Origin of the sequence: Pedobacter nyackensis, assembly GCF_032678475.1 — a bacterium.
Classification (GTDB): domain Bacteria; phylum Bacteroidota; class Bacteroidia; order Sphingobacteriales; family Sphingobacteriaceae; genus Pedobacter; species Pedobacter nyackensis_A.
In genome coordinates, this window is sequence record NZ_JAVTSF010000008.1 from 1 (window position 1) to 15,353 (window position 15,353).

General features: G+C 38.1%; 8 protein-coding genes and 1 pseudogene. 5 read left to right on the top strand and 4 right to left on the bottom strand.

Annotation, left to right across the window (positions count from 1 at the left end):
• Positions 1-2,394 (bottom strand): annotated as a pseudogene (locus R2Q84_RS21630) (gliding motility-associated C-terminal domain-containing protein); the annotation flags it as partial.
• Between the two features lie 815 nt (positions 2,395-3,209).
• On the opposite strand from R2Q84_RS21630, the gene R2Q84_RS21635 reads away from it, so the two are divergent.
• From R2Q84_RS21635 to R2Q84_RS21650, 4 genes are all read left to right on the top strand, one after another.
• The gene (locus R2Q84_RS21635; protein WP_316818689.1) at positions 3,210-3,842 is read left to right on the top strand and encodes a response regulator transcription factor; all 633 of its coding nucleotides are present in this window, start codon (positions 3,210-3,212) and stop codon (positions 3,840-3,842) included.
• A gap of 155 nt (positions 3,843-3,997) precedes the next feature.
• Positions 3,998-5,680, top strand: coding sequence for a sensor histidine kinase (locus tag R2Q84_RS21640; RefSeq protein ID WP_316818690.1), 1,683 nt, complete (start codon positions 3,998-4,000; stop codon positions 5,678-5,680).
• Between the two features lie 145 nt (positions 5,681-5,825).
• Positions 5,826-9,065: a S41 family peptidase gene (locus R2Q84_RS21645; RefSeq protein WP_316818691.1), complete on the top strand. Its 3,240-nt coding sequence runs from the start codon at positions 5,826-5,828 to the stop codon at positions 9,063-9,065.
• Positions 9,066-9,789: 724 nt separating this feature from the next.
• Positions 9,790-10,800, top strand: a complete 1,011-nt coding sequence (locus R2Q84_RS21650) for a hypothetical protein (protein ID WP_316818692.1) — start codon at positions 9,790-9,792, stop codon at positions 10,798-10,800.
• 371 nt (positions 10,801-11,171) lie between these two features.
• Here R2Q84_RS21650 and R2Q84_RS21655 read toward each other — a convergent pair whose 3' ends face one another.
• Positions 11,172-12,566, bottom strand: a complete 1,395-nt coding sequence (locus R2Q84_RS21655) for a hypothetical protein (RefSeq protein WP_316818693.1) — start codon at positions 12,564-12,566, stop codon at positions 11,172-11,174.
• Positions 12,547-13,260, bottom strand: coding sequence for a hypothetical protein (locus R2Q84_RS21660; RefSeq protein ID WP_316818694.1), 714 nt, complete (start codon positions 13,258-13,260; stop codon positions 12,547-12,549). The genes R2Q84_RS21655 and R2Q84_RS21660 overlap by 20 nt, the downstream gene beginning before the upstream one ends.
• Positions 13,261-13,325: 65 nt before the next feature.
• On the opposite strand from R2Q84_RS21660, the gene R2Q84_RS21665 reads away from it, so the two are divergent.
• On the top strand, positions 13,326-13,724 hold the full coding sequence (locus R2Q84_RS21665; protein WP_316818695.1) for a hypothetical protein: 399 nt from the start codon (positions 13,326-13,328) through the stop codon (positions 13,722-13,724).
• A gap of 216 nt (positions 13,725-13,940) precedes the next feature.
• On the opposite strand, the gene R2Q84_RS21670 is transcribed toward R2Q84_RS21665, so the two are convergent.
• The gene (locus R2Q84_RS21670; RefSeq protein ID WP_316818696.1) at positions 13,941-15,347 is read right to left on the bottom strand and encodes a DNA translocase FtsK; all 1,407 of its coding nucleotides are present in this window, start codon (positions 15,345-15,347) and stop codon (positions 13,941-13,943) included.
• Positions 15,348-15,353 lie beyond the last annotated feature (6 nt).

The following is a 15,353-nucleotide window of genomic DNA, read 5'->3' on the forward strand; positions in this document are numbered from 1 at the left end:
CACCACCGTAGTGCTGAAACTCAAAGTCAAAGTACCATTGGCAGGAACCGTTAAGTTCGTCCAGTTGATTGTTTGTCCGGTTAAAGTACCTCCATGACTGATCCCGGTAGCACCCGTTAATGTGGCAGGTAATACGTCACTTGCCGTAACGCCTGTTTTGGCGACGCTGCTACCGTTAGCCAATACTATCTGGTAAATCAAAGTTTGGCCGGCGGCAACACTTGTAGGGTTACCAAAAATAGATTTCGTGGCAGTCAGTTTATCAACTAAAGTTACAACCCCACTTTTTTTAATATTATTACTTACCCCACCGAAACCATTATTATCAATTTCAACATATGGATCAGTTGGTGGGACAATTGGAGTAATTGTACTTGTCGCATCGGGATCCGTTACATCATTGGGACGCATGATTGTGGCATCAACATTCATTGTACCAAAATTCGCTGAAGATGTTGCTCTTACTTTAAACACATAGGTAATTGCACAACCATTAGCTAGATCCAATTTTGAAGTATAACTAGTCTTAGAAGTAGAAATAGCTCCATCGTGCTCCACTGCAGCACAACTGGAAGTCGGAACTGGTGCTTCAATTATTTCAAAACCAGTCGGAACATTAAACGCAAATGGTGCTTTCAACACATCAGATGGGCCATTATTTCTCGCTATAACAGTATATACAATATCGTCACCAATTTTTACGATCACGCTAGGTGTAGTAATGCTAACGACTTCTAAATCGGCTGTTTTAACGCTGATATCAATTGCGCGTTCTTCCTGATCTCCTAATACATAAGTCCAGGTATCCATCGCTTTTTCATTTCCAAAACTATATGACCCTGTCCCACCGTTGCCTGAACCACCCGGATTATCAGCCGTATAACTTCCCCACTTATGACCATTAGGTGTTCCACTAGCGCTCGGCAAACCAGTTAAATTTGTAGTAGGATTTGACTTCTGATTTGCCTGTCCTCCTAACACCATGCTATCATCCCAATAAACAACATCTGATTCGACTGTAATATTGTCTGATTTTAATAGTTGTAACTTAATACCATCGGGATTTATTTCCATATCAATATAAGGGAAGTGAACCTCTGCCCCCTGTAACTGCACGGTTAATTTTGCCGGCACATTACCCGAAGGTAAAGGGTTACTTGCTACGCCATCCCCTGCCGGCCCTCCGTCCTTACCATCCCAACGAACGCTATTAGTACCTAGAACAGCATTCCCCTTTATTGTACGGGCAGGAAAATATAATGGGTCTCCTATGGCTTTTAAACTTGAAATAATCAAAGTATATCGCCCGGGCAAATTGGCATCAAATTTAATAAAACCACCTTTATTGCTTACTTGTCCAATCGTTCCGTCAACACCTTCTACATCAAGATTCTCAACCTTAGGAGCTAATCGACTATTCTTCAACCAGGTGCTACCTCCCGGTACCGCTCCTGTAGAAGTGCTTGGTAAGTCACTATTTGGAATTGTATAAAACATTTTATGTGTCACACTAGTCCCTGCATCCTGTTTTCTTGGATCCTGAAGCTCATCCACCGTAAATCCAAAGGATTTATCCATACTCTTGTATGACGGTTCAATAACTCCGGATAGCTTAGTTGTAAAACCTTGGTTATTTACAAAAGAGGTAAAACCAACGCCATTATTTCCATTATTATCAACTTTATAAACATACCCGTCGCTTGTTAAAACGTAGTAAACTGCTTTAAAACCTTTGCTAGAACTAGCCAGAGCCGACCCTCCATTTATCAAAAAAGTAAAGACATTTGAATACACTCTTCCTTTAATAGGTATAGTTCCTGTAGTTGCAGGAAATACTGATACATCCCAGGCAGCAATCAAGCTTGAGTTTGTAGCTTGACTCCAGCCTGAATTAGCACTAATATCAACTTGAGTTGCTGTGTTTGAATTCTCGCCTCCTGTCGGGACAAATTCTATTTTATAAATGCCCTCCTCGGCAGCGATGTGATTAAAAGGAGTATAACCAATTCTCGGTCCGGACAACTCATTTGCTCTCCTGTCGTTAGCAGTAGCTCCCCCTATCTGACCAATCGTATTACCTACCACACTTTGAACAACAACTCCATTAGGTCTAGTAATGTAAATCTGTCCATTTCCAACCCCCTGCGCACTCGAAGCAACTGCTATACTTTCTCCTACATTAGCATATACATAATGTACACCTAAATTTACAAATGGATAAGAACGGTCAGAAGTAGTCCCAAACGGATCCTTTTTACTCAACATAAATGCTCGATTTCCGCCAACCCCGCTTGGATACAAATCCTTTGATCCGTCAGCATAACTATACTGCCCCGAGAACAGAAAGCAGATCAATAATGATGTGAAATAATAAAATTTAGTAAAATGTTTCATGCGATAATTTTTATCCTTATAATAGGTGATGGTATAGTCTTGGCAGACCTTTGGTTTGGTTGTATCAATGTCGTATGACTTTTCTATATGACAGTTTGTGTGGGGGGGCGGAGGCTGATTTTTATGCTCTTAGATATGTCTTTAATCAAGATATCTCCGATTCGGATAGCGATTAATGACACCCGTGGAATCGAAATAAAATGTCTGTAGCACATTAAGACATTCCAGATGTGATTTCAAATATCCATCTCCTATTGTGTTCAATTTATCAAATCATAAACTGTGACCTTACAGGATTATAGAGAGCAAACAGCAGCCCGAAAGCGATAATGAGGTTAATTAGGCTTTTGTTTCATAATCTAGTTCAATTGTTGTTTTTCATAGGTTAGTGCGTTTATACTTTTTAAGCTGGTGTAGTTTAGATTTGTCATACCAACACCTAAAAGTACTACTGTACAACAACAGTGAAACAGATGTCTATGCATTATAACATCTTTTTATTACGATATTTAGTAGAATAACAATAATTTGCTATTGAAACATGAAACAAATAATACATGGGAATTAATGTAACCCATACAATTACAACAAGTGGGATTTAATAACGAAAATCCTAATATCGTTATTCAAATGACTTGGTATAATTCTACATAAATTGACTATCTTAAGCCTGGACTAACCAAAAATAGATACCTAAAAAATGCTATTATATGATTAAAACATGGCATAAATCAGCTATTCATATCCATTTGTTTACAATCATTCGTACTTATGACCAATCTAACACCATACTTTTGCTACTTTAAACAAAATTTATGGAGAAAACTAACGCAATTGCTATTGTCCTTGATGACCACCTTTTATTCGCCGATTCTTTTTCGTCATTGATAGAACGGGTGAATCTTTTCAGTGCTGTGCACACGCTTAATGATGAACGAGAATTAACCCGTTTTCTAGTTAAACATTCTCAAGCACCCATTTACTTATTTTTGGATTATTACCTGAAAGATGGAAATGGACTTACACTCATCAATGAGGCTAAACGATTGAATCGGCAGCTCATTATCATTGTAATGAGTTCCATCATCAGCCCTACAGCAGTGACGAATGTTCTGGATTATAACCCAAACGGATTTGTCAGCAAATCATCTGGATTCAATACAATACTCCAATGCCTGACAACAATAGCTCTTGGCGAACAATACCTTTGCCCGATAATCAGTGAAATTGTAGCGAATACAAATCATAGTAGTAAAATACCATTTACGGCGCGGGAACTGGAAATTTTGCAGTACTTTGCGAAAGGATTATCTATTGCCGACACCGCGGAACAGGTGCACCTTAGCAAACATACGATTGTGGCGCATCGGCGCAAGATGATGGGGAAGGCAGATGTAAACTCGATTACGGAATTATTAGCGTATGCGCGTGTGCAGGAGTTAATCTAACCATAGTTTTTATACCCATTATGCATCGCCTAAAACCCAGCCCCTGCTTGCTCCTGATTTTGTTATTTTGTCTTTGTAATAACTTTGCACAGGGCCAACTCCCGCAGATTAAGCAGGAGCTACGGGCACTGCCATTCATTAAGGATAGTGTTAGCATGGTCAACAGCCTAAACCGATTGGGAACACTTTACCGGAGCAGAAATGCAGACAGCTGCTTTTACTATGGAATGAAGGCCAAACGTATGGCAGCTAATATACATTATCAGGAAGGGCAAACAGAGGCAGAGCATATCATTGCTTTTGCTTTATTTAAAAGAGGATTATACGCACAATCGCTGGAATTACTCGGCAAATTATTACCGCAGTATCAGCAGTATAATGATATAGAAAAAATTGTCCGCGTATATCTGGACATGGCAGAAGTTGAGAATAAGGGTATCTCCGACAGGACAAAGATTCTATCGCTATTGCAAAAAGCTATACAAACTGGAAAAAAGCTAAAAAAAGACAGCATTATGTCTGAAGCATATGCGAACTATTATAATAGAAATTCGAGTCTTTCCAATGACTCCGTTAATTACTACATGGGCAAATCCAGAGCAATTGCAAACCGCTATAAAGATGAACGCATGCTGATTTTTAATCAATTGGGGCAGGCACGTTTATTGGATTCAAATGGTCTATCTCAGCAAGCATTGCCCCGCGCAAGATACTTATTATCAGAAGCACAGCGGGTTGGCAACGCAAATCTGCAGATCAATGCACTCTTCCTAATCACTGGTTTTTATGAAAACAAGCCCAGAGTGGCACTTAAATATCTGTACCAGGCTTATGAAGTAGCACAGAAAAGTGGGAGCTTGAACTTTGAAATCTACATTTTAAATTGTGCTTTAGAGACTGCTAACAAACTGGATGACAAAGACGAAATCATTAAAATCTATGTTGAACTGGAAAAAGCGATGGCAGTAGACTGGGAAAAATCAAAAAAATTTTTCGGGGATTACGTCAAGTATAATGATATACAGAATGATAACAAGCTCCTAAGTGAGAAAAATGCACAACGAACGCTATGGCTACTGGTCATTTCTATTTCCTCCATCCTTATTGTCTTAACCACCTATTTAATCATGCTCCGCCTGAACAGGAAAGCAAAAGCCCGAATAGAAAGCCTCAACAACGTGGCCAATTTGCAGATCATCGCCATGGAGGAAGCTAAACATCAGGCTGTAAGGGAAGAACAACAGCGGCTTGGCCAAGACCTTCATGACGGCCTTTCCTCGTCCATTGCCGCAATCAAACACCAGTTGGAAACGTTATCTATAGACACCAATGATGTTGACTTAAAAAAGAAATTAAGTGAATTACAAACAGACACAGAGCATGCCTACGCAGCAGCCAGAAACAAAAGCCATGAATGGTTTAGTGCCGCTGATAAACAACAAGAACAGTCTTTTGAAAAGCAGATCATATTACTTACCGACAGCTCCCTGCCTGATAGCCGCTACAATAAAGCTATTCACATTGACGATAGCTCATTAACAGGGGTCGGCATGGATACACGAATTGCATTACTCCGTATCATACAAGAGGCGATCACCAATATTATCAAGCATGCCAAAGCTAAAAATGTAGGTATCCTAATTTACGAGGAAGAAGATAACCTTATATTGACTATAAACGATGACGGGATAGGATTAGACGAAAAGAAATCCGTCAACGGAAAATCAACTATGGGCCTGCAATCCATCAGACGCAGGGTTCAATCCCTAAACGGTGAAACTAAAATACATTCAGACTCGAAAGGCACCGAAATAACCGTATCCATCCCGTTGGCGTAATATAAATATCCGTAATTTTCATACCACTATAGTATGATCCTCCTTTCCTTTGTAGCAACAAAGTTGCACATAATTTCAAGGAACATTTGGTCAGTCCAACATAGATAATGCATCTTTGTTGCATTATAAATTCAACTTACAGGAAATGAAAAAACTATTACTAGTTGCGTCTCTCGTGTTTTCGTCCTTTATGGCATCGGCACAGGTTAGTCCCTTATGGTTAAGGTACCCTGCGATCTCTCCTGATGGAAAACAGATTGCATTTGGCTATAAAGGCGATATATATCTGGTCGCCAGTACAGGCGGACAGGCTGTACCTTTAACTTTAAATGAGGCACATGATATGATGCCAACATGGAGTAAAGACGGCAAATCCATTGCCTTTGCTAGTAACCGCTATGGCAATTTCGATGTGTTTTTAGTGGCTACCACAGGTGGTTCCCCTACCCGACTCACCTTTAACAGCGCAAATGATTATCCTTATGATTTTACACCTGATAACAAAAATGTATTATTTGGAAGTGCCAGAAACGGTACTGCAGAAAGTGCAAGATTTCATAGCCCACGTATTTTCCAGAATCTTTATAAAGTAAAAACTGAGGGTGGGAAGCCTATATTGGTTAGTCCTGCGGGCATTGAAAATGCGAGCTATAACAAAGACGGAAGCTTGCTCGTGTTTGAGGATAAAAAAGGATATGAAGACAGTTGGAGGAAACATCATACATCATCGGTAACCCGTGACATCTGGATCATGGATGTAAAAACAAATACCTATACTCAGGTATCTGGTTTCGAGGGAGAAGACCGTAACCCGGTTTTTAGTCCTGATGATAAAAGCATTTATTTCCTCAGTGAAAAAAATGGAAATCAGAATATCTACCAAATACCTGCCAGCGGACAGAAAAACTATCAGCAGCTGACTACTTTTAAAAATAACCCGGTAAGACATCTGACTATCGCAAAAGACAATACGCTTTGTTTTTCTCAAAACGGAGAGATTTATACATTAAAAAACGGACAACCGAAAAAACTGAATATAAATATTCTGAATGATGGGCGGGATAACCTGACCAGAACGGAACCGATAATGGGTAATGTGAGTGAATTTGCACTTAGTCCGAATGGTAAAGAAATTGCTTTTGTTAATCGCGGCGAAGTGTTTGTAACCAGCGTAGAAAATGGTCAGACCAAACAAATTACAAAAACTCCTCAGCAGGAAAGGATGGTAACCTGGTCGCCGGATAGTAAAATACTTTATTATGCTTCTGAACGTGGTAGCAGCTGGGATATTTACAAAAGCAGCATTGTACAAAAAGAGGAACCATACTTTTTCGCGGCTACTGTAATACAGGATGAGCCCGTTATCCAGGGAGTATCTGAACAATACCAGCCTGAAATATCTCCTGACGGGAAAGAGATTGCTTATATCGAAGACCGGAACATTCTAAAAGTATATAATATCAAAAGTAAGAGCAGCCGTACGATTTTGCCTAAAGGGCATAATCATTCCTACAGTGATGGCGACTGGGGTTTTCAATGGAGCCCTGATAGTAAATATATTCTGACAGATGATCAGAAGGGATATATGTCGCGGAGCAATCTGGCTATCTTTAAGGCCGACGGATCTGGAAATGCACTTTACCCCGTAAATAGTGGCTTTGGTGAGTATTCCGGCAAATGGGCATTGAATGGAAAGATGATTACCTGGGCAAGTTCAAGAGAAGGGCGCAAATCACTGGCTATTCAAGGTAGCAGGGAAATGGACATATTTGGCCTTTTCCTGGATCAGGAAGCTTACGACCGCGCTTCTATGAGCAAAGCAGACTTCGACTTATTAAAGGAAAGAGAACAACGTGAACGCTTAACACCAAAAGACACCATAAAAACGACAGCAAAACCAGCTAAGCAGGATACCAGCAAAAAAGTGTTTGTTCCAGATTTCACTAACCTGGAAAACAGAAAAGTAAAACTGACCATAAACAGTAGTTCTTTAGGAGGTTATGTTTTAAATGCAGATGCTGGTAAATTATATTATTTATCATCATTTGAAAGTGGTTACGATCTATGGGTTACCGATACACGCAGCAGGGAAACTAAGATTTTAGCTAAGCTTTCCGGTAGTCCGGGAGGGATTGAAATAAGCAAAGATGGGAAATCATTGTTTGTAAGTAACCGTGGCAGACTTGTAAAAGTAGATAGCGAAAGTGGTAGGGTTACCCCTATCGGCATTAGTAGCGATATGATGATAGATGCCTCAGCCGAAAGAGCCTACATTTTTGATCACGCATGGCGACAGGTGAAAGCTAAATTTTATGATCCTAAGTTGCACGGTGTTGACTGGGCAATGTATAGAGAAACTTATGCGCGCTTCCTGCCTCATGTTAATAATAATTTCGATTTCCAGGAATTACTAAGCGAGATACTTGGAGAACTCAATGCTTCTCATACAGGCGGACGCTATACCCCAATGGTCAGCAATGCAGATGAGACAGCAAAACTCGGATTGTTATTTGATGAAACAAATGCAGGCGAAGGCTTAAAAGTTACCGAAGTAATTACCGGAGGTCCATTGGCGACAAAGAAAAGCAAAGTAAAAGCCGGTCATCTGCTAATGGAAATTGATAACGAGGTTATTACCGCTAATGTGGATTGGGCGAAATATCTGAACAACAAAAAAGGTAAGAACACCCTGCTAAGCTTTTATGATCCATCCAGCAAAAATAAATGGACAGAAACCATCAGGCCAGTAGGAATGGCTGAAGAGAACAGCCTGATGTACAAAAGGTGGATTGCTAAAATGGAGCAGATGGTAGATAAATTAAGTGGTGGTAAAGTTGGATATGTTCATGTAGAAGGCATGAATGATGCCAGTTTCAGAGAAACTTTTGATGTAGTTCTGGGCAAAAATCTCGAAAAAGAGGCGCTGATTGTAGATACCCGTTTTAATAGTGGTGGATGGCTGCATGATGATCTGAATACCTTCCTTTCGGGCAAAAAATACCTTGAGTTTTCGCCCCAGGGGAATAGGTTAAAAGGAGGAGAACCCAATGTGAGATGGTCTAAACCCAGTTGCGTAGTGATGAATGAAGCCAATTATAGCGATGCATTTATCTTCCCTTATATCTACAAACAAAACGGACTGGGCAAACTGATCGGTATGCCTGTTGCAGGTACGGGAACTGCAGTATGGTGGGAACGTCAGATAGACCCTACCCTTGTTTTTGGAATACCTATGGTTGGTACGATTGGAAAAGAAAACCGTACAACAGAGAATCTGCAGGTTGAACCTGACATTCGGGTTCCTGTTAAATACGAATCTTATTTAGGTGGATCAGATACACAAATAGAAATGGCTGTTATAGAAATGTTAAAATCAATTAAATAATTGTCAATCTGAAATATCTTTTTTAGGCCTAATCAAGATACTATCCAGTGCTGATTAGGCCTAAATTGTTATACACCTTAATTAAATAAATCAGATATATCAATCAATATTTCAGAGAAAATGAATAAAAAAAGAGGGAATCTCATTGCTGAAATTCCCTCTTTCTGTGGTGCTCCCCTTCGAACTGAACTCAAAAAAATTCATTGACGATTTAAGGAAAATTGCTCGGATTAGTGAGTTGGTTACCCAGGAACCCCTTAGTAGAGATTTTACATTAAAATATAAGCGGACCTGGAAAAAGAAAAAGGATAAAAAATAGCTCTTGTCGTGATAATTTAGCAGATAATGGTTTTATCCAAGTACTAAATAACTCAAATCAAATAATGCAATGCAATCTCTAGGAGAGTGTTTTTTATGTGTATAAAAAATCACATTTATCTCTACTGGGGATATGCTAAAAAATGATTTTATCTCTAGTAGAGTAGTTTGAAGTTTAAATAATTGTTTCAACTTTAAATCAGAAATACATATCCAATTCTTATAGGGCAAACTATTTGTAAATTCATTAGCCCCATGTTATGAGAACTTAGACAACCCTATCAGATGACTCTTTTAATAAAGCTAGACTTAGTTTAAGAGAATACGGCTATTGTAAAAAATCAGATCCTAATACTCATTGTATTTTGAATTAGGATCGATTATCTTGCCCCCCAAAGTAATGCTCATGATCCTACAAAACAGAATCCAAAATCCAAAAGAACTTGACCATCAAGTAATCGAAAAACAGATCAAATCAGGTTGGGATGTCATCGTACAATTTTCGGATAAATTTTATACCGATAAGCTTCTCAATGAGATTAATAATCTTTGCAAGCACTGTGATTCTCATTTTGGTGTCAGGTTCTATGGCCACACCTTCGATTGTAAAAACCTGGAAAGGATACCTGACGTAAAATATTTGTCTCTGGACTGCATGTTGGAAGTTAAAAACTTGGAGATCGTTACTAAACTTATGCATCTTGAACGATTTGGACTCGGCATTTTTGAAATGAAAGAAACCGAAATATTGGGTGCGGAAAATCTCCATAAGATTAAATACCTAATGCTGACAGATACCAGAACAAAGGCATTTAATTTGGAGCACCTAAGAAACTATCGCAACTTGACGACACTGATGGTTGGTGGACACACGAAAAACATTGATGCAATAGGAGAACTCAACAAATTGAATCAGCTTAATCTGAATTCGGTTTCCAAAGTCCCTCTAAACTTCATTAATAAACTCAAAGAACTTAAGACCTTAAAAATTATTCTTGGTGGTCGAAGCAATATTGAGGAGATAGAAAAAAATGATATTGAAAATTTAGAAATTGTTTGGGTACGAGGCTTTAATAGTTTCAATAACATATCCAACTTTAGCAAATTAAAGACTTTGCGAATTGAGGACAATATACAATTAAAAGAATTACACGTTGATCAGACCTTAAAAGATTTAGAGGATTTTAAGCTATTAAACTGCAAAACCTTTACCACACTTACAGGTATAGAAAAATTAAAAAACCTGAGTCATCTTAGAATTTATGAAACAGCAATTGACTTCGAAAATTTCGTTAAACTTCCTAGACCAGATTCATTGAAAATTCTTGCCTTTTATACCACTAAAGCTAAAATAGACAAAATTATAAAGGAAAGACTCAAATCTATGGGATACACCGACGGCCTAGACAGAGATTAGAATTACATTAAACGCAAAAAAGCCTTAGATTTCTCTAAGGCTTCTCTCTGTGCTCCCTTTCGAACTGAACTCAAAAAAATTTATTGATGATTTAAGAAAAATCGCAAGGATTAGCGAGTTGGTCAAACAAGAACCCCTTAGTAGAGATTTCGCATTAAAATATAAGCGAACCTGGAAAAAGAAAACGGACAAAAAATAGCTTTTAAAGTGATATTTGGCAGATAATTGTTTTATCCAAGCATCAAACAATTTAATTGAAATGGTGCACTTGCAGTCTCTAGAAGAGTGTTTTTATGTGTATAAAAATCACATTTTTCTCTACTAGAGATATGCTAAAAAATGAATTTATCTCTAGTAGAGTAATTTGAAGTTTAATCTATATGATTATTATGGATAATTTTAAAATCAATGCTGTAACCCTCCATTTGATTTTGCCAAAGATTCTTTTTGACCAACAACCTAGCGTTGGCTTTTATAAAAGAATAGTTTTGACCCTCTAAAATAGCTGTTTTAATCTCCCTAGGTAATATTTCTTCATATACGCCTTGATAAAGTGTTTCTGCACAATTCAGCAGTTCCTGTGTAGAAGTTGAGTCATCAATTGAACCATCAAATACTTTTAGTCCCAAATCAAGTTTCGTAGCGAACAGCTGCTTTCCAATTACCATAAGGGTTATAGTATCTGAAAATACGGAACTGCCGTAGAGCTTTACAGGAAAAGAAATAGCGGAAAATTCATCATCAATTGTATTCTTGTAATCAGATGTTGTTATTCCTTTTGTATCCAGAAGATCTTTCACCTGATAAGGTGACCATCCCAAACCTTCATTAACAGTATAAGGTTTTCGCTCTGACCTTTGTAAAGTCTTAATTAGATTGACAGCATTGTCGAGTTCAGCTTTACTTTTTAAGTTCTTGCTTAAAACCATCTGCTTCCACCGAAGCATTCCTTCCAGATCAGCATTGAACCTGATCATCGCCATAAACAATGCATATCGGTACATAGAACGGTGCCGAAAGTGCCGTTCCAAAACCTGAAAAGTACTTTCATAATGGACATACATAGCTAGTCCATATAATAGGGGTAAAAATAACAGGGACAAAAACAACGGCATTAAAAACTGCATTAGTACAAGGCGGTTTGTATACTGTTCGTAATACTGAAACAAGTGGATACAAATAAATATTAAACTTGTTAATCCCAAAAAGGTAACTGTTCCATTAAGTAACTTATGTACCTTCTGATATTCAGGATTTCGTTCACTTACAGCTATCATACCACCGATCATTACCATTAAGGGAACCGTAAGAAATTCTATCCACCATCGGAAGGTATACAAGCCGAAGATATATTCAAAAAGTATCGAAAATGCAATCAAAGGTTTAATGATCTCTTTTATGAACTCTTGGAAACTTGTAATCTTAGATGCTTTAAACATTAATGGCCAGGCCACAAATATCGTCCACATGATAGTATCTTTGACTAGAGTTTTATCCCATATTCCCATTTTATTAAGGAAAACTATACAACAGCCGATATAAATTAGTGCAATAAAATACACATACACAAACTGCCTGCAAAAAAAGGCCATCACAACACTTGCCAAGGAAGCACGCATATTTTCTGACGAAATCAACCAAATTAACAATATTGAGCACCAAAATATTAGGGATAATTCTCTGGTATTAAATAGCTCAACAGCGTCAGTTAAGAAAGAAAAATCAGCTTTCACCATGGTCAATTGATTAGATAAACTTTTTACCATTCATCCAAGGCTTTAGATTCGCATAAAAATCAGAATTTATTATTCTGTAATCGCTAAACTCATCATCAGTAAAATCATAATCTTTCCATTGCAAAAAATAGTTTTCGACAATGCGGTAAAGCTGAAGGTCAATCTTTCGCAATTGCCCGAGTTCATCTTCGTAGTCGAATGTGGGATTAGGATCGCACTTAAAAGCAAAAAACTTACCAATAAAATTTCTAACCGCTAATAAATTATATCGATTTCCTTGTTTATAATTTTTTCCTATCCGATTGATAAAACCTGCCTCGGCTTTAAAGGTGTGATAATCCAGTAAGAATTTTGTTCTGTCAAATCCCCTATCCAGATAAAGAGGCAACATCAGGGTATGGGAAATGCTATTTGTCAGATGCTCAGCCAGCTGATTGTCAAATAGTATTCTTAAGATATTGCTTTGCCACATAGTGTTCTTAAAATTACTGCCCAAATATATCTCAAAACAATCTATGTAGCCATGCAAAAGCTCATGGCTAAAACTATCCACACAATAATGATCAATAGGAATATAGAACGTCATCTGTTTATCAATTCGATAAACAGAGTACTCACCGTTAAACGAAGACTCAAACGCGACTTCAAACTTAGAGGTTATCAGCTCGTACAAATCTCTACTTCGGTCATCAATAAGGCTTAATATGTTGATTGCGTTGTTCATTTAGATAAATGTATATTTGATTAAGGTATTAATTCTTTAACAAATGACAAAAAAGCTGTGCCTCTATGATTGAGATGACCATCGGAATATTGGGTTTACTGATAGCTTGGTTTACCTATAAGAAAACCTTTCTTGACAAACCGAAAGAAGAAATTGAACATTTAATTATTCAGTTTCGGTCAACTCAAGCCACATCCATGAAAGTTCGCAATGACCTGATTTCCATTTCTAAAAAACATAGTCTTGGTTCTAGTGAACTTTTTCCCGGAATTTCAATCGACGCCTATGTAAAACTTATGGAGGAAAGCTATGAAAAAAATTTGTCAGATGAGCTTTTAAGTAAAACCATTGAACTCAACCCTTCCAAACTAATACTAAAATCTATGATCAACAGTTTGGAAAGGCAACATACTGAACTGATTAACATGGAGACAATGATATATGCACATTTTGGTAAATTATAACCAAGTTCCGCATTAATTGTCAATAGTAGGACAAATTAAGAATCTAATCATTTGGAAAACTAACAGCAAGATTTAAACCTTAAATTTTACGGTCAAAATGCTAGAAAGTGGTATTAAGTATTCCATTCTTTGGTTTCTTTAAATCTTCACGGAGGCATTCAGCCAGATCATTAATAGTACCTTTTTCGAGCATTTGGCTTTTTGTTTAGTATGTAGTTAAAATAGGTTTTTAAATTTCTGCCAGAACCCTTGTTTCATGGGCATTGAACTCTGGACAACTACTGACGTTTGCAATACCTGCTGCTTTACTAAATGTTGGTCAAGGCTTGTTACTATTGAATGATCTACAAAGGTTTCAGTTATATTTGCTTGCTCTTTCTCAGTCTTCTTTTCAAAATCAGGTTTAAAAAGATCCATAAAAAATTGTTCCAGTGCATAATTGTCAGGAATCAGAACTTCCCTAGCTTTGCTACCTTCAAAAGGACCAATGATACCTAGAACTTCCAGCTGATCTATCATTCTTCCAGCTCTGTTGTATCCGAGTTTGAGTTTACGCTGGATTAATGAAGTTGAGCCTTGTTGATGCATGACAATGAGCCGTGCAGCATCTTCAATCAAAGGGTCCAACACATCTAGGTCTATTTCAGGCTCAGGATTCGGATTGAATAGTCTATAACTGTCAGGATATCCCTTTTGTGCAGCAATGTCCTCTACAAGGCCTTGCAGTTCTTCGTATTCGACATAAGGCTGCTTTGCTTTAATAAGCTGTCCGCTGAAGTTATAAATCAACTCTCCTGGTTCAGTGAGCTTTTCTGCACCAATACTGTCAAGGATCTTTTTGGAATCACTTTGGGATATCAAGCGGAAAGCTAACCGCAGTACAAAGTTACTACGGAGCTGTCTGGATATGTTGGGGCTGTTAACTTGGCTGGTGGCAGCCATTACGTAGACTCCGGTGTGGCTATTTTTTTGGGTAAGCAGGATCAGCAGACTATCCAGTTCTTCAGTACAACTAAAGTTGTAGAGGTCATCTATAATCATCGCGATATCAGGCAGAAAGTGATGACCCTGGTTGTAGTTTAGCTGCTTTTTGATGATTAGTGCATTGTATTGCTTGATGGTTTTTACCCCCGCCAAGGTAAACAACCGGATGCGTTCGTCGATTTCAAAGATCACTCCGGCAGCAGTCTCTCTGAAATTTTCCACGCTGACAATACCACTACCTTTATCTATAGCAGCAAGAAAGTGCCTCTCCAATTTTCCAAACAGGTTATAGTCTATAGTCTTGCTACCACAGAAAATGAATTTCAACTGGGCAGGATGTTTATAGAAAAGCCAGAAAGCGATCTGGTTGTACAAGAACTGAGTCTTCCCGCTGCCAGTGGTTCCAGCTATCAGCAGGTTTGGGCGGTTGAACAAATCTTCCACTTGAATGCTAGGGTGGTCTCCCAACATCAATGGGAAGCTACATTCATCGCGTTTAGATATAGAGTTGGCTATTGTGCATCTGAATTTTTCAGATACTTGAGCGAGTTCAGGATATTTATAATTTGAGAGATCCATTATCGAATTAGATGACGCATCAGATAGATCGTTTTGGCCGGCTTGTCCCTGTTGTTCCATAATATT

Excerpts from the sequence above, each read along its gene's own strand:
- R2Q84_RS21650 (WP_316818692.1), top strand. The coding sequence starts at position 9,790 with ATGATCCTACAAAACAGAATCCAAAATCCAAAAGAACTTGACCATCAA.
- R2Q84_RS21660 (WP_316818694.1), bottom strand. The coding sequence starts at position 13,260 with ATGAACAACGCAATCAACATATTAAGCCTTATTGATGACCGAAGTAGA.
- R2Q84_RS21640 (WP_316818690.1), top strand. The coding sequence starts at position 3,998 with ATGGTCAACAGCCTAAACCGATTGGGAACACTTTACCGGAGCAGAAAT.
- R2Q84_RS21655 (WP_316818693.1), bottom strand. The coding sequence starts at position 12,566 with ATGGTAAAAAGTTTATCTAATCAATTGACCATGGTGAAAGCTGATTTT.
- R2Q84_RS21645 (WP_316818691.1), top strand. The coding sequence starts at position 5,826 with ATGAAAAAACTATTACTAGTTGCGTCTCTCGTGTTTTCGTCCTTTATG.
- R2Q84_RS21665 (WP_316818695.1), top strand. The coding sequence starts at position 13,326 with ATGATTGAGATGACCATCGGAATATTGGGTTTACTGATAGCTTGGTTT.
- R2Q84_RS21670 (WP_316818696.1), bottom strand. The coding sequence starts at position 15,347 with ATGGAACAACAGGGACAAGCCGGCCAAAACGATCTATCTGATGCGTCA.
- R2Q84_RS21635 (WP_316818689.1), top strand. The coding sequence starts at position 3,210 with ATGGAGAAAACTAACGCAATTGCTATTGTCCTTGATGACCACCTTTTA.